Source organism: Oceanobacillus polygoni (assembly GCF_008304605.1).
In the GTDB taxonomy this organism is placed as follows: domain Bacteria; phylum Bacillota; class Bacilli; order Bacillales; family Amphibacillaceae; genus Oceanobacillus; species Oceanobacillus polygoni.
The window spans coordinates 1-21,265 of record NZ_PIJY01000012.1 but is presented as its reverse complement, the minus strand read 5'-3'; the positions used below and the strand labels follow the sequence as shown (position 1 = coordinate 21,265).

The window sequence follows — 21,265 nt, the reverse complement described above, 5'->3', positions numbered from 1 at the left end:
TTATTTCTCCTGCTTCTTCATCCGTTGGTTTATCAATTTTCCATATAACTTTTAATTCATCTGGTGCTTTATTCGGTGCATGAATTTTGATCTCACTGCTTTCTTCTACATTTAATTCTTGTGCTGATACAGGCGTTACAAATACCGGTACCGCAATGAGTGCTGATAATGCAGTGACGGACAATATCTTGTGAAATTTTTTCATGGTTACTCCTCCTCAAATTTTTACATTACTATTTTTTCCTATACTACTCACAAATTCATCACTTTTTCTACCAATCTTAGTCAAAAAAATCATTTTAGTGGCAGTTGTTCAAGCCACACAACACTTTATAGTCTAGTAGAATAGAGATTTCAAGCAACGGGGGGCTGCCCCATAACTTCTCAAGAATAGTCACCTCCTTTAACTGATAAATCCCATATAGTAAGTTATAGACTGCTTATGAGATTGCCTTATTTCTACCATTTCATAAGCGATGAGAACTATAACTACATTGTCTACATCTTATACTACGTAATAATCAAAAACTATATCAGTCGTATATCAATCAAATAACAATCGTGTAAAAATTTGGTGAATTTGGTCTATTTCTGTACCTTTTTAAAACCTTTGTATCAGACAAATAATCCCCACCTGTTTTCAGGTAGGGATTTAGTATACTTTATTTAGATGGATATGGCATGCGACATTCTGGCAGTGTCGATGATCAAGGTAGAAATTGATTTACTTGATATACCTTTGTTATATCTTATTGGTACACCCTTCAAATAGATAGATTTGTTAAATAAATTTAATAGGTCAATGTGCATCATGACGATTCTTTCACAGATCATTCAGTTGAAATGGTACGTCCTTCAATCAATCGGTTTATCCAATACACTTCATTATTGATTTTTCGGGAGACGATTTTACCATCAATCACCGTAATAAAGGTGCCCTCTCCTACGTAAATACCGACCATGACAGGATCTGTTCCATGTTCTGTATCAGAGAAAAACATGAGATCTCCCGACTGAAGCTCCTCAATATGAAGATTACTTCCATATTCGCGCAATTCTTCCACATTGGATGGAAGATCAATGCCAGCTGCTTCCGCATAAATTTGCTTCATAAACATCGTTGACGTCTCGTTAAACGATTCGCCGACATATTGCTCAGCTAGTTGTGCTGCTTCACTCTCCTCAACTTTCGTGTCATATGTTCTTGCGCCCATATAACGAGAAGACCAATAATCACTTGTTGTTAAGTTAATGACTATAACACCTTTTGAAGCTGTCGCTACAATCATTTGGTTATTTCCAATATAAATTGCTGGGATGATACTTGTCCCTTGAAAAAATAAAATATCTCCTGGCTCCGCCTCGTCTCTAGGAATCTCTGTCCCTGCTTCCCATTGCTGTTTTCCATATCGCGGCAGGTCATACGGCCATGCTTGATTGTATACGTATTGGACAAAACCGCCTGTATCAAATCCCTCATCAGGTGTCGTTCCCCCAAGCGTGTACTCGGTTCCCACCAGTTCATGAGCTTCAAAAACTGCATCATTATCATATTGAATAGCAAGATCCCGAAAACGCTTTGCACCAGTAAAATGTTCCCGCCAATATTCGCTCATATACGAAATCGTCGTCTGCCCTTCTTCTCCTGTTGCATGAATCATATAATCACCCCCTAAATAAATCGCAGTGTGAGAAATACCTTCCTGCCATGTTCCTGAGAAATACAGGACATCTCCAGCTTGAAGTTCTTCATCCAGATCAATTGCATTTATATCTGTTCCCTCTGGCAGTATCGTCTCACCAACTTTCCACTGTCGATAACTAATTCGAGGCAAATAAACATCCAATGCCTCACGAAAGACGGTTTGCACGAAAAATGAACAATCAAAGGCGTCCAACGTACTGCCGGTCATTAAATACGGTGTTCCTATATAATTCATTGCCTCCCTTATAATCGGGTTATTATGATCCCTATACGTTTCCGGATTTGATTTTCCCAATATCTCCTCTGTATAACGGGCTCCCCCTATAAAGCGTTCTGCATAGTAGGTATGATAATCTAAATGCCTTTCCTCTACGCCAGAGGAAGTAGCTATCACAAATTGGTCATCTCCAGAATAAATACCTGAAATCAATTCCTTTTCGTCATTTTCAAAAAAGACAAGGTCCCCAGGCTGCAATTCATCTCTTTCGATGCTCTTACCAGCTTCCAGCTGCGGGGAAGCCTGTCTTGAGAGCCAGCTGCCTGTCACGTCTTTATATACATAGTAAACGAAAGAACCTGTGTTAAATCCTTCTTCTGGACTACTTCCTGATTGATTATAAGGAGTCCCAATCAAGTCCCGAGCCAGTTCGACGATTTCATCCTCCGAATGAGGAGGTGCGTCTTCTCCACTGTAACGTTTAGCACCCTGATAAATATCTGACCAATATTCACTTGTCTCCATATTCCGCTCGGAGATTCCTTCACTCGTAACAATAACGAAACGCCCGTTATTTATATAAATCCCTGACATCAAATGGGTTCCCTGGAAAAAGACAACATCTCCTGACTGAAGCTCACTGGCATCCTCTCCTCGGATCCATTGATCGGCAGCTGATGGGGAGAGGGAAATTCCTTTAGCCTCCTCGTAGACATATTGCACAAATTCTGCAGTTGTCCGCCCTTCTTGATTTTCCCCTAATTCCTCCAGGGCCATTGCAGCTGCCGAATCATCAATATTCTCTTCTGTAAATTGGGCAGCTCCTGCGTATGCACTCGACCAATATTCACTTGTTTCCATATTTCGTTCAGAAATTCCATCACTCGTTACGATTACGAAACGGCCATCGTTAATATAAATTCCCGACATCATATTGGTTCCCTGAAAAAAAACAACATCACCTGGTTGTAACTCACTCCGCTCTATTTCCTCCCCTATCTGTTGCTGATCCCTAGCATATCTCGGCAAGGAAATAGACTTTGATTCCTCATAAACATACTGTACAAATTCAGACGTTAAAAATCCTTGTTCATTACTACCAACCATATCCAATGCGAATTCTGCAGCTGGGTCATTCCATTCTTCAGCTGCAGCAAATCCAGGGACCAATACAAAAAATAACAATAAATTAAAGAAAACTAGCAAAACAGAACGCTGCATCCGTATCTCCTCCATCCTTAAAATTGAAAGTTTTTTCACATGTCAGGGCACCAAAATAAAATTTCAAAAATTAATCGGTTTATGATTTTTTCTCCATCCAACGATACCTACTATATCTAACATTATCGCAAACATAAATATAAGAAATTTCTGTAACGTCTATGATCATATGATGGAGTTAACATACTATCTTCTTAAATGTTTTACCCTTTTATCTTGTATAATAACTTATAATTATATGTTTTTTCATCTACGCTATTAAAAAACGGAAGCTGTCTCAAATGAAGATTGAGATAGCTTCCGTTTTTATGAATAGGATATGCGATTTCGCATTCACCATCGACTTTTACAAGTAACTTGTATTTACAAACAAATGCCTATTACGCTCTTGGTGGTGTTCCTTCCGCATTTGATACAATTACATCAATTTGGACTAAAGCATCTTTAGGTAAAGCCGATACCCCAACTGTTCTTCGTGCAGGAACACCGCCTGGGAAGAATGTTTTGTATGCTTCGTCTACAGCATCCATATCTGCAATGTCTTTAAGGAAGATATTTACTTTCACTACATCATCCATAACGTGGTCGATACTTTCTACAATTGCCTTGATATTTGTCAAGCACTGTTCAGCTTGCTCTTTTACACCACCAGCTACCAATTCACCAGTTTTTGGATCCAAAGGTAATTGAGCTGAAAGGTGATTGTAATGAGAAAACGCTACAGTTTGTGTAGATAGAGAACTCTTTGGTGCATTTTCAGTGTTGTTTGCCCAGATAACGATTCCATGTCTGTCTTCAACAGCTTGTGGAGGTGTACCATCTCCGTGTGACACCACTGCTTCAATTTGTACCAAAGCATCCATAGGTAAAGCTGAAGCTTCAACTGTTGTCCGTGCAGGGACATAGCCTACGGTCCTAGCGATAGCCGAGTCAGGGAAAAATGTTGTATAAACTTCATTTACGGCTTCAATATCCGAGAGATCTTTAAGGAAGATATTAATTTTAACAATATCGTCAAAAGGAACGTCGATACTTTCTAAAATTGCCTTGATATTTTTTAAGGCCTGTCCTGTCTGCTCTTTTACACCGCCAGATACCAATCTACCAGTCTTCGGATCGATAGGTAATTGAGCCGAAAGATTATTGTAATGCGAGAAAGACACAGTTTGTGTAGATAGAGAACTTGTTGGTGCTTTTGCCGTGTTATTAGTAAGCTTGATGAGATCACCTGCTTGTGGTGCGTTTGGAATTGTACCTTCTCCATGTGAAACAAGTGCTTCAATTTGCACCAATGCATCCATAGGTAAAGCTGCAACTGCAACTGTTGTCCGTGAAGGAACATAGGTTGGGAAGAATGTTTTATAAACTTCGTCTACAGCGTCAACATCTTTGATATTCTTAACGAATACAGTGATTCTAACAATATCGCTCATAACATGATCAATGCTTTCTACAATTGCCTTGATATTATTAAAGCATTGTTCAGACTGTTCTTTTATGCCACCAGCTACCAATTCACCAGTTTTTGGTTCGATAGGTAATTGAGCTGAAAGATTATTGTAATGAGAGAAAGCAACAGTTTGTGAATATAGACCGTTACCGTTTGGGGCATTTTCCGTATTTCTTGGTAGTACTGTGTTATAACCGCTCATGATGTATTCTCCTTTTAGATAAATATCCTAATAGATATATTTTATTAAATCAAGTTTCGCACCGAAAAAGCCAGTCTAAACCATGGTTCCGTGATTGCAAAAACGAAAAACGGATTCGCCGTGAGAATCGTGTTCGTACAAATACACAACAAGCAGAGCGAATGGCTGGCTGTGCTCAGTACCGATACGCCCTTTGCAATGCTGGAATTATTCGAATATTCAACACCCGCTGAAGCATTGAGTTTTTTCATATCAGCCATGTCGCTGCTTCGCCTTGCAAAAGAGTTCCATTGCAACAATTACAATGCGCTTGTCGTACACACCTCCATTGTCTTTTCACGGTACTTGTTGATGGAGTGGGAACGACGGCAGAATCTAAATCACCGGAATTTAGGCGATTTATGCTATCAGCTCAACCGATGGCGTTCTTCACGCAGTTGAAAAAAACGATCCTCACTAGACACAGACTTCGTTTTTGAGCAAGTATGTCTTGGTTTAACTCGCAACCTAGTTAATCCCTGATTTTTTCTGCTAAACTTGAATTAGTAACCCCCTCGAGGGGGTTACTAAGATTGCTATTATAGCAGGTTTTCTTTGTATTTACTACTACATTTTGCTTTCTTCTTTTAATCATTTAACCTTTTAAAGGATACTTCGAAAAGAAATTAACATTTTTTAACAGAAAAATAGTGTTTATGAAGCTCTTTTTAAAATATTATTAGATAATGGACACCCCTAAATAACTAATTAATTTAGAGGTGTTCACATAAATAATTGCAAATATCCCCCCTATCTGCAGCCTGTTTAAACCAGGTTTATGCTACTGATCATATTTAAAGCTGTTCTTTGTAAATATCACTTGCTTCCTTTAGGCCATCAATCAACTTATCGTATATATTCGTTGTATTATGCCGATTTTCTCGTGACCAATCGCGGTTTTTAAAGAAAGATTTACGTAATTCTGCTGTTAGTTCTAACTGTACACCCGCTCGAAGCTGATTATCATTGACAATATTTTCTTCACTCATTCCTGATATATGGTCAGGAGCATCTACAACTTGGAATCCTCGGTTCTGAAGATAATCGCGTACCAATTCCTTATATTCTTCGTTTCTTCCACCTAGGTATATAATAGGTTCCTCTCCTTGATACCCATGAATAGATAAAGCGCTTACAGAATTTTGCGCCATTCCTCGTCCAGTCGGTTCGTCAAAACGCTCAGAGGTTAGATGTAAAATCTCGTTGTTCGTTGACTTTATACCTGTAAAAAGGTAATAAGAGATGTTCATCTGATTTGCCAGACCTTTTGCTACCTCCGAGGTCCCCGGTTCAATTCCTCCGCCGTGGATAGCGATGACCGTAATGTCACTACCACGTTGTTTATAATTAATTTCATAATCCTCATTCAGTACTTCATGTTCCTTTAAATCTTCATAGGAATCATAATATCCTGCTGCACTTACAGTAGATATAAATCCGAGTGGTAATAAGAATGAGCTGGAGAGGAAAAGTGTATGGCAATATTTATTAAATTTATTCATGTCAAACATCCTTTTTCGTAGAATATGATGTTTGACATGAATTGTGTATATGCTGTGCAAAAATGACTGTTAAAACCTTTAGATAGCTGTTTTCACGCAAGGTGAAGAAAACATATTTATATGTAACAAGGAGAAATGAAATAAGAGGCTTCCCAAAAGTTCAATGAACTAATGGAAAACCTCTAATTTAGAACCTTATTTAAGAAAGAGTTAGCCCTAGAATATTTCCAAAGTATCCACGGAGCTAAAAGCCCTGTTATTACTGGGGTTCTGAAGGTTTTATAATTCTCTCCCCCAACATATGCCCAATTCTAAATTGATGTTCTGATGACCAGGTGGATAATCAACTACCGGAAGGTTGGAAAGCCTCAAGTTTAAAAGTAAGAATTCAACGAATAGAGATCCATTATTTCAGTAAGATCGAAGGTAAGTATTCATCCTACACGGAACATCAACAGATTATCCATGCAATAAAAAACCAATAGCTAAATCTTGCGATAGATGCAATTAAAGCTAACTGGGAAAATAATACACATTAAAAAAGAGGTTCCCTATAAGTTAGATACTTATAGGGAACCTCTTTTTTTATAAAATGTAATAAGGGAGTAAACTCCTTAATTACATCATGCCAGGCATGCCCATGCCGCCCATGTCAGGCATTCCGCCACCAGCATTTTCGTCTGGTCTGTCAGCAACTACCGCTTCAGTAGTCAAGAACATAGCCGCTACAGATGCTGCGTTTTGTAGTGCAGAACGAGTAACTTTTGTTGGGTCAACGATACCAGCCTCTACCATGTTTACCCACTCGCCAGTTGCAGCGTTAAATCCTACTCCAACTTCTTCACCTTTTAGACGTTCAACGATGATAGAACCTTCAAGTCCAGCGTTATGAGCAATTTGGCGTACAGGCTCTTCAATTGCACGTAGAACAATGTTTACACCTGTTGCTTCGTCACCTTCTAATTTAAGCTCAGCAACTTTATTGTAAATGTTTAGAAGTGCAGTTCCTCCACCAGATACGAAGCCTTCTTCTACAGCTGCACGCGTAGAGTTCAATGCATCTTCAATACGTAATTTACGCTCTTTTAATTCTGTTTCTGTTGCAGCACCAACTTTGATTACTGCTACACCACCAGCTAATTTAGCTAGGCGCTCTTGTAATTTTTCTTTATCGAATTCAGAAGTTGTTTCTTCTGCTTGTGCACGGATTTGAGCAACACGTCCGCTTATTGCTTCTGGGTTACCAGCACCTTCAACAACTGTTGTGTTTTCTTTTGTTACAACAACTTTAGATGCGCGTCCAAGCTGTTCAATTGTAGTGCTCTTTAGATCTAATCCAAGATCTTCTGTGATCACTTCTCCACCAGTTAGGATAGCGATATCTTCAAGCATTGCTTTACGACGATCACCAAAGCCTGGTGCTTTAACCGCTACTGCGTTAAATGTTCCACGAAGCTTGTTCACAACTAATGTTGCTAATGCTTCCCCTTCAACATCTTCAGCGATTAATAGAAGTGGCTTACCTTGTTGTACAACTTGCTCTAATACAGGCAATACTTCTTGGATGTTACCAATTTTCTTATCTGTAATTAGAATGTATGGATCTTCTAATACTGCTTCCATTTTATCTTGGTCAGTAACCATGTATGGAGATGCATATCCACGATCAAATTGCATTCCTTCTACAACTTCTAATTCTGTGTTGAAGCCTTTTGATTCTTCGATTGTAATAACACCGTCATTACCAACGCGTTCCATCGCCTCAGCGATTAGGTTACCAACTTCTTCATTATCTGAAGAAATTGCAGCAATTTGTGCAATGGATTCTTTGTTTTCAACTGGTTTTGAAATTGATTTTAATTCCGTTACAGCAGTTTCAACCGCTTTTTCAATACCACGGCGTACACCAACTGGATTTGCTCCAGATGTAACGTTTTTCAATCCTTCGCGAATCATTGCTTGCGCAAGAACTGTTGCAGTAGTTGTACCGTCACCAGCCACATCATTTGTTTTAGATGCAACTTCAGCTACAAGCTGTGCTCCCATGTTCTCAAAAGCATCTTCTAATTCGATTTCTTTAGCAATGGTTACCCCATCATTTGTGATTAGAGGTGAACCAAATTTTTTATCTAGAACAACGTTTCGGCCTTTTGGTCCTAGAGTTACTTTTACTGCATCTGCTAAAACATCTACACCACGTAGCATTGCGCTACGAGCGTCTTCACTAAATTTAATATCTTTAGCCATTAAAAAGTCCTCCTTCAATTCTTATAATAATTAATCATTTATATAAGTAGTAAATTTTATGTTTAAGGTTAGCTTACTACAGCTAAAATGTCGTTTTCACGAAGAATTAAGTATTCTGTACCTTCGTATTTCACTTCAGTACCAGCAAATTTAGAGAAAATGATGCGGTCTCCTTCAGCAACTTCAAGTGCCACTTTTTCCCCATTTTCAGTTACACGGCCAGATCCTACTGCGACTACGCGACCTTCCTGTGGTTTTTCCTTTGCAGAGTCTGGTAGTACGATACCGCTTGCAGTTGTTTCTTCTTGCTCAACAAGTTCGATAACAACACGATCTCCTAGTGGTTTAATCATGTAGAATGCCTCCTCAATTCTTTATCGTATTAGATGTATTAGCACTCTCAATGATTGAGTGCTAATTTCTATATTCATAATAATTAATCCCATAAAAAAATGCAAGCAATGTGTCTATTATTTTTTTAGCAAATTTTTTATCCTAAGGAGGCTCATAATATTAACAGGCAATAGAATATGTTAAAATACCTACTATGATAATCAATAGGTGAACCATGTTATACATATACTAAATAAACTACATAAAATAAAAGGAGTCGTTTTATTTTGGCACGAAGATATTGGTATGTCATTTTAACTTATATACTTATGCAGCTTTCTGCATTGCCCGTTTCTCTACTTGCAAAGCATGAATATATCCCTGTAATAGCTGTCATTTACTGGTCCATTCTAAGTTTTATTCTCGGACTTCTCATTATACTATGGATTATGAAACCTGATATGCAAATGAGACATGCACGTGATGCCGCACCAATGAGTTCTATGGTTCTTTGGTCGATTCTTGGTGTATTTATGGCTTTTATTGCACAAGGAGTTGCAGTAGCCATTGAAGTGTATGTATTTGGTATAACACCAGGGTCAGAAAACACACAAGGTATTATGAATATAGCTCGAGCAGCACCGTTATTTATCATAATCCCAGCTCTAATTGCACCGATATTGGAAGAAATTATTTTCCGTAAAATTATATTCGGCAGCCTTTATAAGCGCATGAATTTCTTCTTCGCAGGCTTGATTTCCGCCGTCATCTTTGGCTTTATTCATGAAGGGATGGAACACATCCTAATTTATGCTTCGATGGGATTTGTATTTGCATTTCTTTATGTTAAGACAAAACGAATTCTCGTTCCGATTATTGTTCACGCAGCAATGAACACACTCGTTGTAATCGGACAATTTTCCATGGATCCAGAAGAACTCCAGCGCCAGCTTGAAGAAATGCAGCGTCAAGTTGAACAATTGCAAATGATCCTTATTGGGGGTTAATGAATGGCTAATTCACTTTTATTTAAAGCATTCATTTATCTCCTAATGGCTGTCATCTTTATTTACGTAGCAGTTCAAAGCAAAGGAGAAACGATTTGGAATCCCACCACGCTCATTTTTGCTGCTGTAGCAACGCTCGCCTTTGGGGTTGCACTTCGATTGCTTGGCAAGTATTTTCGAATAAAGAAAAAGAAATAGCATTTCCAATAGAAAGAAGGCTGTTACAAAATTGAAACAGCCTTCTTTCTTAATTATTGAATAGACTTCAGCTTATCTACCCATTCGTCTTGATCTTCAATCGTTTTTTCAAACGTTGTGTAACGGATAACATACAAATCATTGTCCTTCGCAAATACTCTTGCTACTTCTTCTTGATCGAGCTGAATATCATCTTCTGTTAAGGAGAATTCAAAAAATCCTTCTTCAGCAGAATTAAATTCAAGGTTTCCTGTAGTCATTTCGGTTAAATTCATTTCCATCATTTCAATAAAGCCTTCAGCGCCTAACAATTCATCGCCATCTGGATAATAGTGAATACTAAACAGTTCTGTAAAGTTAGTTAGATCCTCATCAACTAATAGAAACTCAGCAAGTGCTTCTCCATCAGCTTCTTCATAACTTTCTAGCTCCCACATTCCTTCGTCAAAAGGAATTTCTAGACTTGTAATCGCGTCAATATAGACACCTTCTGCAGCTACATCAGCATCAGTTTCCTCTATTACTTCCCCATTCTCATCAAGTGGAAGGACTTCAGTTGGTTCTTCTGAACTATAAATTTTCCAAGAACCATTATCTGGTCGCAAAACATGAGCCCCGTGTGTTTCATTATTCATAAAATCAGGACCATCGACTTTCATTGTCGTCTGTTTATATGAAATGGTAGCTTCTTCTTCTGATTTTTCCTCCACAACTAAATCAAATAATTCCATATCTAATGTATACACAGATAATTGATCGATTGTTGTACGTGTTGTGTCATATAAAGGAGATTCACTATGTATAGTGTCCATGTAAGCATCCAAATCATTTTCTGTTAATGCTTCTAAGTTGGCTTCAAGGACTGCAAACAATTCCTCATCCTCTGGAACAGCATTTTCCTCTTCTGATCCTTCAGCCTCATCTTCCTCATTTGCATCTGCATTATTTGTCTCTTCGCTTGCTTCCGCATCAACTGTCTCTTCATTCTCATTATCGCTATCATTTGAACATGCAACGATAAACAAGCTAATAAATAAAACAAACATAATACCTAAAACCTTTTTCACATTCACGAATAAATTCCTCCTCTGTCTAAATGTTTCCCCAATACAGATTAACGCAATAATCGGTAAATGGATAGACGTCTTAAGAACTATTAATTTTCAGAAAAATCATAGTTCGATTTATCTATTTACCATTAATTAGCATTTTTTAACCTGCTAATAAATAATATTGCTCTTATCAATTCCTTCGCAAATACGACAGTATGATGATTCTTCATAAAAAAACAAGGCTTTTGAATTAAAGTCAAATAGCCTTGTTTTAAAAGGATTACAATGTTGTTAGAATAAAATCCCGCCGTAATTTTAAAGGAAGCTCCTTACCATGACTCCTCACAATCATCCACATTAAACTATTCTGGTTTGTCTAAAGAATAATGCTTTAAGAAATAGACTAAAGCTTGCAATTCAACGGCAAGATCAATATGGTGCACCCGAATATGCTTCGGTACACTAATCCTTGCAGGGGTAAAGTTAAGAATCCCTGAGATTCCTTTTTCTACAAGCTTATCGGTGATCACTTGTGCTTCAACAGCTGGAACGGTTAAGATAGCGACTTTAATATCATCTAACTTTTCCTCTAGATGATGAATATCATAAACAGGTACCCCACCAATATCCGTACCAACCTTTTCTGTATCTGCATCAAACGCCGTAGTGATCCGAATATTATTGTTCTTCATAAAATTATAGTGAAGGAATGCAGTACCTAAGTTTCCCACTCCAATTAAAGCAACCTCTGTAACTTCATGTTGATCCAATGTACTTCGGAAAAATCCTAACAAATACTCAACATTATAGCCATATCCTTTTTTTCCTAATGCACCAAAATAAGAAAAGTCTCTTCGAATTGTTGCAGAATCCACCTTTACTGCTTCACTCAGCTCCTTTGAAGATACCCGCTTCTTCCCCTGCTGATTCAAGTTGTTCAGAAAACGATAATATAAAGGCAACCGCTTGGCAGTAGCTTGTGGAATTTTGTTCTGATCCATCAATCTTCCTCTTTTCAATCCAATAGTTGTATATGATAAAGTTCTTTCTTCTATTTTAACAGAAAACGTCAAATAAGTCGTGATATTTTTCACAATTCAGTTGCTTCGGCAAATAACTATACGATACACTAGTCATGATGGGGTGAAAATGATGATATTAATGCAACTAAACGGAATTTCAAAATCCTTCGGTGCTGAAGAGATTTTATCAAATATTAAAATTGAAATTAAACATAACGACCGTATTGCTATTGTTGGCAGAAATGGTGCAGGTAAGTCAACATTACTTAAAATTATGGCCAAGGAATTATCATATGATGAGGGCGAATTCTTTCAACCGAAGGATCTTACATTCGGCTACTTATCCCAGCATATGACGCTAGAATCTGGAAAAACCATTTGGGATGAGATGTTAGAAGTGTTTTCTCATTTGAAATCTTTGGAAAAACAGCTTCGAGCATTGGAAAAGGAAATGGAGAAAGCCGGCGAATTAACTGGGGAAGAATATGACAAACTCCTTAAAGAATACGACAAACTTCAACTAGCATACCAGACTTCTGGAGGGTATACGTATGAATCCGATATAAAAGCTGTACTTAGTGGATTAAACTTTGAAACCTTCGATTACGATACACCAATCATGGAACTTAGCGGAGGGCAAAAAACACGTCTCGCACTAGGTAAACTGTTACTTCAAAAGCCACAATTGCTCATTTTAGATGAACCGACCAACCACCTTGATATCGATACTTTATCATGGTTGGAAGGCTATTTAGTCAGCTATCCAGGTGCCATTGTAATCGTATCACATGATCGGTATTTTCTTGATAAAACCGTTTCTATTGTATATGAAATATCACGACATAAAACGCGAAAGTACCATGGTTCATACAGTAAGTATTTAGAACAAAAAGCTCTAAATTACGAACAGGAATTAAAGGAATTTGAAAAGCAGCAAACCGAGATTAAAAAAATGGAAGATTTTATCCAGCGGAATATTGTACGTGCCTCCACTACAAAAAGAGCACAAAGCAGGCGAAAGCAGCTTGAGAGAATGGAGCGACTCGATAGGCCACTTGGTGATGAATCATCCGCTTCTTTCTCCTTTCAAATTAATCGCAGGAGTGGAAATGATGTATTAAAAGTTGACGGGCTTAGCTTACGTTATGAAAAAGAAGTTGATCCTATTTTTTCCAACATTCGACTGGATATAAATCGTGGTGACCGTATTGCACTTGTGGGACCAAATGGTGTGGGAAAAACGACTTTACTCAAAGCAATCTTAGGAAGACTACAACCAGAAAAAGGGCATTTTCAGCTTGGTACAAATGTACAAATTGGCTACTATGACCAGGAACAGGCTGATCTCAATTCCACCAAAACAATTCTCCAAGAATTATGGGATGATTACCCCAGCATAAATGAAAAAGATATTCGCACGGTCTTAGGGAACTTTCTTTTTTCTGGAGATGATGTATTGAAGCAAGTCCATACATTAAGTGGTGGAGAAAAAGCAAGACTTGCCCTTGCCAAGCTTAAAATGCAACAAGCAAATTTTCTTATCATGGATGAGCCTACGAACCATTTAGACATCGATAGTAAAGAAGTGCTTGAAGCAGCTTTAATTGACTTTCCTGGGACCATCCTTTTCGTCTCGCATGACCGCTATTTCATTAATAAAATAGCCGACCAAGTTGCTGAAATGCAACGAGATGGGATTACCGTCTATCTTGGTGACTATGATTATTATCTGGAAAAGAAAGAAGAAGAAGCAGAAATCGAAAGGCTTAAACAGGAAAAGGAAGCGACTTCCATAACGGAAACAAAAAAGCTTAGCTACAAAGAAGGCAAGCAATTACAAAGTGAAAAACGAAGAATCCAGCGGCGGATTACAGAACTGGAAGAAATGATTGAACAAAAGGAACTGGAGATTTCACAGATCGAAGAAGAAATGACCAAACCAGAGGTGTATCAAGATCATGAGAAGTCATTGCAGCTTACAGAAACTGTAAGCAGAATGAAACAAGAAGTTGAGCAACTTATGGAAGAGTGGACCGTACTTCAAGAGAAGAATAGTTGAACGATGTAACACAGTCTTTTATAATTTAAAGTAGGCAGCTAAAATAGCTGCCTGTTTTGTATCATTTTATTATAGTAATGGAGTGTTTAGAGTGTGACATCAAAAATTCTTGGGTATCAACTGTATAAACAGTGACTTCATATTGAATTCAAAACTAGTTGGAGGTTACACAAATTGACGATTGCTATCGTTACACTCATTGTGCTTATTTTTCTAAATGCATTTTTTGCTGCGTCAGAGATCGCCTTAATCGGATTAAATAGTAATAAAGTAAAACGCCAAGCGGATGAAGGTGACAAAAAAGCTCGCATGCTTTATAACCTAATTGCAGAGCCAAGCCGTTTTTTAAGTACGATTCAAATTGGCATTACGCTTGCAGGTTTTTTAGCCAGTGCATTTGCAGCGGACTTTTTTGCTGGTCCATTAGCTCAAACCTTATATGGATTAGGAGTTCCGATATCACTTTCTGTTCTGCAAACAATATCAGTGGTTGTCATAACCATTATACTCTCTTATTTCACGCTCGTATTCGGAGAGTTAGTTCCAAAACAGCTTGCACTGCAAAAGGCTGAAGCTATTTCAAATTTCGCCGCAACGCCAATCACATGGCTGTTAAGACTAAGCTATCCTATCGTAAAATTACTCACATTCTCAACGAATACCGTCATACGGATTTTCGGTGTTGATCCGAATGCAACGAGCGATGAAGCGACAGAAGAGGAAATCCGAATGATGGTTGACATCGGTGGCGATACAGGGTCAATTCAAAAGACAGAGAAAGTTATGATCCATAATGTCTTTGAGTTTAATGATCGCCAAGTTTCAGACATTATTACACATCGAACAGATATGTCTGCACTTCCAATAGATGCAAGCTTGAAAGAAACGATTGAACTCGTAAATGAAAAAAGATACACACGATTTCCAGTCTATGAAGAAGATATTGACCGAATTGTTGGTATCCTACATGTTAAAGATCTGCTTCATTTTATGGAAACGGAAAAAGAATTCCATTTAAGCGAGGTTATTCGAAAGCCCCATTTTGTCTTAGAGACACAGCGGATAAATACGCTATTTGCTGAGATGCAAAAAAGTAACTCCCATATTGCTATCGTATTAGATGAATACGGCGGGACAGAAGGGTTGATTACAATAGAAGATATTTTGGAAGAACTCGTTGGAGAAATTCTTAGTGAGAGTGATTCAACAGCACCTGAGCAGGAAATTAACCAAATCGAAACAAATACGTTCATAATTGATGGAATCGCTCATTTATATCTACTAGAGGATTTTCTCCAAGTAGATCTCCCTACCGAAGAATTCGATACACTAAACGGGTTTCTCATTGGAGAACTTGGCTATATTCCATCTTTAGAAGAAAAGCCTATTATTGCCTACAAAAATATTGTTTTTGAAGTAACTGAAGTTACAGATAATCGTATTAAAAAAGTAATTGCAACGATTCACGAAGATGATATGGAAGAAGTAATAGGAGATCAAAGCAAAGAATAATAAAAATGCAGGGGCGCTATACGCTATCCTGCATTTTATTTTATATATTGGATAAAATTATTTAAATAAATAATCATTTTGTATACTATATTCCACTGCAACGCGATAGATTACTCCTAAACCGAGCATCGTCGACATAACCGAGCTTCCCCCATAACTAACGAGCAAGAGCGGAATTCCAGTTATCGGCATAATCCCAAGCGTCATTCCGATATTTTGAAAAACGTGAATCAACAATAGGCTTAAAAAGCCGTAACAGAAAAATGTTCCAAACGAAGAATGCTTATAAATACTCAATCCTAATGTAACCAATTTATAGAGCAGCATAAAGTACAAAAATATAACAATCGCACTTCCGATAAAGCCAAAGCTCTCACCGATTACGGAGAAAATAAAGTCAGTATGTGCCTCAGGATAGTTCACTTCTAAGCTACCCATCCCTTTTCCAAACAACTGCCCTGACCCTAAAGCCATATAGGCACGGTCAAAGTGAAAAGTTGCGTCACTTGACTGCTGAGATGGGTCGAACCAAGTAAGAATACGATCCACTTGATATGGTTTAATACCGATTAACTCCTGAGCCAGCACTGGAAATTTAATAATAAACCCAATAATAGCTGCTCCTGCAGAAGAAATAATGACAATTAAACTCAGTATAATTTTCCAATTGATCCCTGATAAAATAATCAACATACCGGATATAAATAAGTACACCATCGCTGTTCCAAAGTCTGGCTGCAGTAAAATTAAGCCTACTGGAATACCTGTAAAAAGTAAGATTTTCGCTAATAAAAAGGTATCGCTTTTTAAGCTGCTCACTTCATATTTTGTTTTATGTTTACTTATCACCGCAGACAAAAAGAGGATAGTCGTTATTTTCGTAAATTCTGCCGGCTGAAGCGATAAGCCCGGTAATGTAAACCAACTTTTTGCTCCGTTTATTGTACGAGCAATAGAATCAGGACTTATCAACAATAAGATTAGTACGAATATACTGATTCCATATATATAGATACTCGCCTTTTGCAGCTGTTCCAAATCAAGAAACTGAATTGCTGCAACAATACATGCACCAATCGTAAACCAAACAATCTGCTTTAAAACAAAATTTTCACCTTCATATTGCTCTAGCTGCTGTGCATTGTATACAGAAAGTAAACTGACACAGACGAACAGAATAAATAAAGTGATTATATCTGTTTGCATATAATACGATTGCTTTTTATTCATAACAGTATCACCAAATTTCTTCCTTGTTCATTTCAAAACTTCATTTCAGTAATCATCATGGATATCCCTCAGTTATCCACAAAAAAGACCAATAGAAAAAGCTGAAAACAGGGTTATTAACAAAGTTACACACATAATCCACAGGTACTTCTATCTTTATCAACAGTTTTCATCCACAATAAGAATATGAGTTTTCCAGGTATTCCATCAAGCTATCCACACCCCTGTGAATAAACTGTGATTATTTTAATTGTAACGATGCATTTGCATTTAAATCAAGCCCGGAACGTCTTCCTTGTTCAAAAGCAATCGTTCCTGCCGCCGCTATCATTGCAGCATTATCTGTACATAGTTTGATGTCAGGAATGAGTAATGGGATATCAGTCTCTGAGAAAACAGTTTCCAGTTCTCTTCTCAATCCTTTATTTGCAGCTACTCCACCAGCAACAATTACCTGTTTAACATTATACGCTTTAGCAGCTTTTAATGTTTTAGCTGTTAGGACTTCGACAACACTTGCTTGAAAGCTAGCAGCAATATCTTCATTTTTCAATGTCTCGCCACGCTGCTTCGCATTATGAATTTTATTAATAACTGCAGATTTCAATCCACTAAAGCTAAAATCGTAACTTCCTTCTTCTAGCCACGCACGTGGAAATGCAATCGTCTCTTCACCAATTGCAGCTAACTGGTCGATATGCGGTCCACCTGGATATGGCAAGTTAAGCATTCGTGCTACTTTATCATAGGCTTCACCTGCTGCGTCATCTCGGGTCTCCCCGATCAGTTCATAGGAGCCATGCTCTCGCATTAAGACAAGCTCTGTATGACCACCAGAAACAATCAATGCTAATAATGGAAATTCAAACTCCTTTTCTAAACGATTAGCATAAATATGACCGGCGATATGGTGTACACCAACTAAAGGCTTTTGTTTTGCAAAGGACAATGCCTTCGCTGAATTCACTCCAACCAGTAACGCACCTACGAGCCCTGGTCCTTCAGTCACAGCAATCGCATCAACCTCGTCCCAGGTTATATCTGTATTCTCAAATGCCTTTTCCAAAACGACCGTCATCTGTTCTACATGATGCCGAGAAGCTATTTCAGGAACGACACCACCAAATCGTTTATGACTTTCGATTTGAGAGGCGACGACATTTGTCATTATTTCTGTACCATTTCTTACAATCGATACTGCTGTTTCATCACAGCTCGTTTCGATCCCAAGTATAATTGTATCTTTTTTCATTTTAAATTCACCCACATAACGATAGCATCTTCTTGGTTATCTGTATAGTAATTTTTGCGAATACCGCCAGGAACCAGTCCAAATTTCTGATACAGGCTCTGAGCTGGAATATTGGATTTCCTTACTTCCAATGATAAGCGTTCTACACCTAATTTCAATGCATATTGAACGGTATATCCAAAAAGCTTCTCTCCAAGCTTATGACCCCTGAATCCGGGCATAATAGCAATGTTCGTAATTTGTGCATCATCGATAACAATCCACGTCCCAATATAACCAATAATTTGCTCCTCTAATTGCAAGACAAAATAATGCGCATGTTTATTATCAATGAGCTCCTGGTAGAAAATATCTGTTGTCCACGGCGTTGTAAAAGACGCACGCTCGACCTCCATTACGTGATCTACATCAGAAACTTCCATTTTCCGTATCACACATTTAGCCATGGCTTTCATTTTCCTTTTGTGCTTTTAACCAATTCGCTTCTGCTTCTGCTAAACGCAAATAGTTTGGTGTTAATGCATGTGTTGGATCTGCATGCTTGGTAAGTCCAGCAAGCCCTAAATGTCCTGCCTGCGGAATATGATAAGCGCCTTCTGGAATGATCGCTCTTTCACCTAAAGCTTGTTCAATCGCTTCTTTGTAAATTGCAATATCAGGACTTAAAAAGAGAACATTCGTCTGTTGCTTCTGAAGCGTCTGAAGGACATCTTCCATTAACATATTTTTTTCTTCAAAAACTGGCTCTAAACGATTATTCTTCCATTGATATAAACCTGTAAACACTAAACCCCGTCTAGCATCAAAAAAAGGACATATGACGCCATCAAAGAACCTTCCTTGATAGGACAGAACTTCTAAGCTAGAAACGCCCACAACAGGTATATTTAAAGCCCATGCCATTGTTTTAGCTGTTGAGACTCCAATTCGGACACCAGTATAGGAACCGGGCCCTTTTGCAACAATAATTTTATCGAGGTCCTCCGGGTTCATCGATACTTCCTTCATTAACTTCTCAATAGCTGGCATTAAGCGAACCGAGTGATTTTTTGAAAGGTTCGTCATCAGTTCTCCAATAACCTGTTCTCCTTTAAGTAATGACACACCAAGAACTTGATTCGAGGTATCTATTGCAAGTATATTCATTCCAGTAACTCCTAACTAATCAATTCATTCATAATCTGTTCAAAATAAGCACCTGAAGCTGTAAATTCAAGTATCCGTTTGTCTCCATCCATATAGCCAATTCTAATTGCTAAACGCTCGTTTGGCAAAAATTCTTCAATGAAATGCGCCCACTCAACAACGGTAACTCCATTTCCATGAAAATACTCATCAAATCCGATATCTTCATCAGAATGTTCAAGTCTGTATACATCCATATGATATAGGGGCAGTCTTCCTTCATATTCTTTTATAATCGTAAATGTAGGACTACTTATATTACGCTTAATTCCAAGCCCTTTCGCCAAGCCTTTTGTGAAAGTTGTTTTACCAGCACCCAACTCCCCTTCCAATGTTATAACATCTCCAGGCTTAAGCATTGTTGCAAGCTTCTCTGCAATTAACTGTGTCTCTTCTACTGTATTTGTCTGAATTTGTACCATTTACTCACCTACTTCAAATGTGTATAACCCTTTTTTTCTAACAGAATTGATTTATGTTGTTGCTTTAAAAAGACTTTGCCACATGGGCTTGTTTCTGAAACCTCACCGATTTTAGTAACGTTTGTATTCGTCAATTCTCCAATTTGTTTAACTTCATCCCAATCTTTTGCAGGTACTGTACCTAACAGTTCAAAATCTTCTCCACCAAACAGCTTCCATTTTTCTTGTAATTTCAAGGGAAACTGACTATAGGAGCTACTCGTTGGAATCGCAGCTTCATCCAATAGAAGCGTAACTCTTGAAGCATCGGCAATTTCATTGGCCTCACTGGCTATTCCATCACTAATATCGTTTAGCGTTACTCTAGCTAAGTGATTTAAACCGATTGCAAATGGAATACGAGGACTTGGCATTCTGTGTCTATTCATGTAATAAGAAGCTTCCTTATAGTTATCAGAATGCGTTAAAATATGTAGCCCTGCTCCTGAATCACCTAATGTTCCAGTCACAAAGACAACATCCCCTACCTCTGCTGTACTTCTATAGCGTGCTTTACCTTTCATCGTAAAGCCCATTACTGTAACGGAAATGCACAGTTCCTTACCTGATACTGTATCTCCACCAATTAAATCCATGTTGTATCCTCGCGCTAAATGACTCATTCCATTGAAAATTTGTAATAATTCTTCCTGTTCCCAACCTTTTGGAATGACGATCGATACAAGATAAAAGGCAGGTGTTGCTCCCATTGCTGCTAAATCACTGATGTTTGCAGCAAGTGCTCGATAGCCTACATGAAAAGCCGACATAGTCTCCTTTGAAAAATGCACACCTTCAACAAATGTATCTACTGCGGAAACAATATCTTGTGATAACGAACTGAAAACAGCTGCATCATCACCAATTCCTTTGATCAAGGATGATTGTTTATACGTATGTTGCTTTATTGATTCTATAAAAGAGAATTCATCCACATTTATCACCATTCTTTTTATCGACTACAACTATGATAGCAAAAAGATTAAAAAAAAGGAAAATTATTGAGGGTAGTAGCGAAGATTAGTATATGTAAGGAGCTTTCTGAGAGATAATTTATAGCGTAATTAAATAAATGCTAGGAATTAAAAAAACACGATTCATTTTCTGGAATCATGTGTGTAATAAACTAATATAAATTGTAAATGGCGGTCCGGACGGGACTCGAACCCGCGACCTCCTGCGTGACAGGCAGGCATTCTAACCAACTGAACTACCGGACCAATAATATATGTTGAAAATCTAACGTGTACATTAATCCAGTACTTCCTAGCTTCAACTATTTAAAGTATTTTGGTTGCGGGGGCAGGATTTGAACCTACGACCTTTGGGTTATGAGCCCAACGAGCTACCAGACTGCTCCACCCCGCGATA

The 21,265-nt window shown here is 38.0% G+C and carries 18 protein-coding genes and 2 tRNA genes; 4 read left to right on the top strand and 16 right to left on the bottom strand.

Going from position 1 to position 21,265, the window contains the following annotated elements; translation table 11 throughout:
* From F1560_RS04670 to groES, 6 genes are all read right to left on the bottom strand, one after another.
* On the bottom strand, positions 1 to 205 hold a 205-nt coding region (locus F1560_RS04670; protein ID WP_149473481.1), incomplete at its 3' end, for a hypothetical protein.
* Positions 206 to 830: 625 nt separating this feature from the next.
* Entirely contained in the window at positions 831 to 3,143 is a 2,313-nt protein-coding gene (locus F1560_RS04665; RefSeq protein WP_187773627.1) for an NlpC/P60 family protein, read from the bottom strand.
* A gap of 380 nt (positions 3,144 to 3,523) precedes the next feature.
* The gene (locus tag F1560_RS04660; RefSeq protein ID WP_149473479.1) at positions 3,524 to 4,795 is read right to left on the bottom strand and encodes a RidA family protein; all 1,272 of its coding nucleotides are present in this window, start codon (positions 4,793 to 4,795) and stop codon (positions 3,524 to 3,526) included.
* A gap of 833 nt (positions 4,796 to 5,628) precedes the next feature.
* A complete protein-coding gene (locus tag F1560_RS04655) occupies positions 5,629 to 6,336 on the bottom strand; it encodes a poly-gamma-glutamate hydrolase family protein (RefSeq protein WP_149473478.1) in 708 nt (235 codons plus the stop codon).
* A gap of 618 nt (positions 6,337 to 6,954) precedes the next feature.
* Positions 6,955 to 8,583 carry a chaperonin GroEL gene (gene groL, locus F1560_RS04650; protein ID WP_149473477.1) on the bottom strand — a complete coding sequence of 543 codons (1,629 nt, stop codon included), beginning with the start codon at positions 8,581 to 8,583 and terminating at the stop codon, positions 6,955 to 6,957.
* Positions 8,584 to 8,651: 68 nt separating this feature from the next.
* Positions 8,652 to 8,936, bottom strand: a complete 285-nt coding sequence (gene groES / locus F1560_RS04645; RefSeq protein WP_095314493.1) for a co-chaperone GroES — start codon at positions 8,934 to 8,936, stop codon at positions 8,652 to 8,654.
* A gap of 267 nt (positions 8,937 to 9,203) precedes the next feature.
* Here groES and F1560_RS04640 point away from each other — a divergent pair, with 267 nt between their 5' ends.
* Positions 9,204 to 9,923, top strand: coding sequence for a CPBP family intramembrane glutamic endopeptidase (locus F1560_RS04640; protein WP_149473476.1), 720 nt, complete (start codon positions 9,204 to 9,206; stop codon positions 9,921 to 9,923).
* A 3-nt stretch (positions 9,924 to 9,926) separates the two neighbouring features.
* Entirely contained in the window at positions 9,927 to 10,121 is a 195-nt protein-coding gene (locus F1560_RS04635) for a YdiK family protein (RefSeq protein ID WP_149473475.1), read from the top strand.
* A gap of 53 nt (positions 10,122 to 10,174) precedes the next feature.
* On the opposite strand, the gene F1560_RS04630 is transcribed toward F1560_RS04635, so the two are convergent.
* Complete coding sequence (locus F1560_RS04630; RefSeq protein WP_149473474.1) at positions 10,175 to 11,194, bottom strand: hypothetical protein; 1,020 nt, start codon at positions 11,192 to 11,194, stop codon at positions 10,175 to 10,177.
* Between the two features lie 341 nt (positions 11,195 to 11,535).
* Complete coding sequence (locus tag F1560_RS04625) at positions 11,536 to 12,174, bottom strand: redox-sensing transcriptional repressor Rex (protein ID WP_149473473.1); 639 nt, start codon at positions 12,172 to 12,174, stop codon at positions 11,536 to 11,538.
* 151 nt (positions 12,175 to 12,325) lie between these two features.
* Between F1560_RS04625 and F1560_RS04620 the strand changes: the two genes are divergently transcribed.
* A complete protein-coding gene (locus F1560_RS04620; protein ID WP_149473472.1) occupies positions 12,326 to 14,254 on the top strand; it encodes an ABC-F family ATP-binding cassette domain-containing protein in 1,929 nt (642 codons plus the stop codon).
* A 174-nt stretch (positions 14,255 to 14,428) separates the two neighbouring features.
* The gene (locus F1560_RS04615) at positions 14,429 to 15,766 is read left to right on the top strand and encodes a hemolysin family protein (protein WP_149473471.1); all 1,338 of its coding nucleotides are present in this window, start codon (positions 14,429 to 14,431) and stop codon (positions 15,764 to 15,766) included.
* 57 nt (positions 15,767 to 15,823) lie between these two features.
* Here the strand turns inward: F1560_RS04615 and F1560_RS04610 are convergent, their stop codons facing one another.
* The 8 genes from F1560_RS04610 to F1560_RS04575 all read right to left on the bottom strand — a co-directional run bounded on the left by F1560_RS04610 (position 15,824) and on the right by F1560_RS04575 (position 21,262).
* A complete protein-coding gene (locus F1560_RS04610; RefSeq protein ID WP_149473470.1) occupies positions 15,824 to 16,996 on the bottom strand; it encodes an FtsW/RodA/SpoVE family cell cycle protein in 1,173 nt (390 codons plus the stop codon).
* Between the two features lie 241 nt (positions 16,997 to 17,237).
* On the bottom strand, positions 17,238 to 18,248 hold the full coding sequence (tsaD, locus tag F1560_RS04605; RefSeq protein ID WP_149473469.1) for a tRNA (adenosine(37)-N6)-threonylcarbamoyltransferase complex transferase subunit TsaD: 1,011 nt from the start codon (positions 18,246 to 18,248) through the stop codon (positions 17,238 to 17,240).
* Entirely contained in the window at positions 18,245 to 18,694 is a 450-nt protein-coding gene (gene rimI / locus F1560_RS04600) for a ribosomal protein S18-alanine N-acetyltransferase (protein WP_149473468.1), read from the bottom strand. Before rimI ends, tsaD begins: the two co-directional genes overlap by 4 nt.
* Positions 18,687 to 19,394: a tRNA (adenosine(37)-N6)-threonylcarbamoyltransferase complex dimerization subunit type 1 TsaB gene (gene tsaB / locus F1560_RS04595; RefSeq protein ID WP_149473467.1), complete on the bottom strand. Its 708-nt coding sequence runs from the start codon at positions 19,392 to 19,394 to the stop codon at positions 18,687 to 18,689. The genes rimI and tsaB overlap by 8 nt, the downstream gene beginning before the upstream one ends.
* An 11-nt stretch (positions 19,395 to 19,405) precedes the next feature.
* Positions 19,406 to 19,855 (bottom strand): tRNA (adenosine(37)-N6)-threonylcarbamoyltransferase complex ATPase subunit type 1 TsaE, encoded by a 450-nt coding sequence (tsaE, locus tag F1560_RS04590; RefSeq protein WP_149473466.1) that lies wholly within the window; start codon positions 19,853 to 19,855, stop codon positions 19,406 to 19,408.
* Between the two features lie 8 nt (positions 19,856 to 19,863).
* The gene (thiL, locus tag F1560_RS04585; protein WP_149473465.1) at positions 19,864 to 20,829 is read right to left on the bottom strand and encodes a thiamine-phosphate kinase; all 966 of its coding nucleotides are present in this window, start codon (positions 20,827 to 20,829) and stop codon (positions 19,864 to 19,866) included.
* Between the two features lie 208 nt (positions 20,830 to 21,037).
* A tRNA-Asp gene (locus tag F1560_RS04580) sits at positions 21,038 to 21,114 on the bottom strand.
* A gap of 71 nt (positions 21,115 to 21,185) precedes the next feature.
* A tRNA-Met gene (locus tag F1560_RS04575) sits at positions 21,186 to 21,262 on the bottom strand.
* Between the last annotated feature and the right edge of the window lie 3 nt (positions 21,263 to 21,265).

Coding starts and splice junctions, on each gene's coding strand:
- F1560_RS04665 (WP_187773627.1), bottom strand. CDS start 3,143: ATGCAGCGTTCTGTTTTGCTAGTTTTCTTTAATTTATTGTTATTTTTT.
- F1560_RS04660 (WP_149473479.1), bottom strand. CDS start 4,795: ATGAGCGGTTATAACACAGTACTACCAAGAAATACGGAAAATGCCCCA.
- F1560_RS04655 (WP_149473478.1), bottom strand. CDS start 6,336: ATGAATAAATTTAATAAATATTGCCATACACTTTTCCTCTCCAGCTCA.
- groL (WP_149473477.1), bottom strand. CDS start 8,583: ATGGCTAAAGATATTAAATTTAGTGAAGACGCTCGTAGCGCAATGCTA.
- groES (WP_095314493.1), bottom strand. CDS start 8,936: ATGATTAAACCACTAGGAGATCGTGTTGTTATCGAACTTGTTGAGCAA.
- F1560_RS04635 (WP_149473475.1), top strand. CDS start 9,927: ATGGCTAATTCACTTTTATTTAAAGCATTCATTTATCTCCTAATGGCT.
- F1560_RS04625 (WP_149473473.1), bottom strand. CDS start 12,174: ATGGATCAGAACAAAATTCCACAAGCTACTGCCAAGCGGTTGCCTTTA.
- F1560_RS04620 (WP_149473472.1), top strand. CDS start 12,326: ATGATATTAATGCAACTAAACGGAATTTCAAAATCCTTCGGTGCTGAA.
- F1560_RS04610 (WP_149473470.1), bottom strand. CDS start 16,996: ATGAATAAAAAGCAATCGTATTATATGCAAACAGATATAATCACTTTA.
- tsaD (WP_149473469.1), bottom strand. CDS start 18,248: ATGAAAAAAGATACAATTATACTTGGGATCGAAACGAGCTGTGATGAA.
- rimI (WP_149473468.1), bottom strand. CDS start 18,694: ATGGCTAAATGTGTGATACGGAAAATGGAAGTTTCTGATGTAGATCAC.
- tsaB (WP_149473467.1), bottom strand. CDS start 19,394: ATGAATATACTTGCAATAGATACCTCGAATCAAGTTCTTGGTGTGTCA.
- tsaE (WP_149473466.1), bottom strand. CDS start 19,855: ATGGTACAAATTCAGACAAATACAGTAGAAGAGACACAGTTAATTGCA.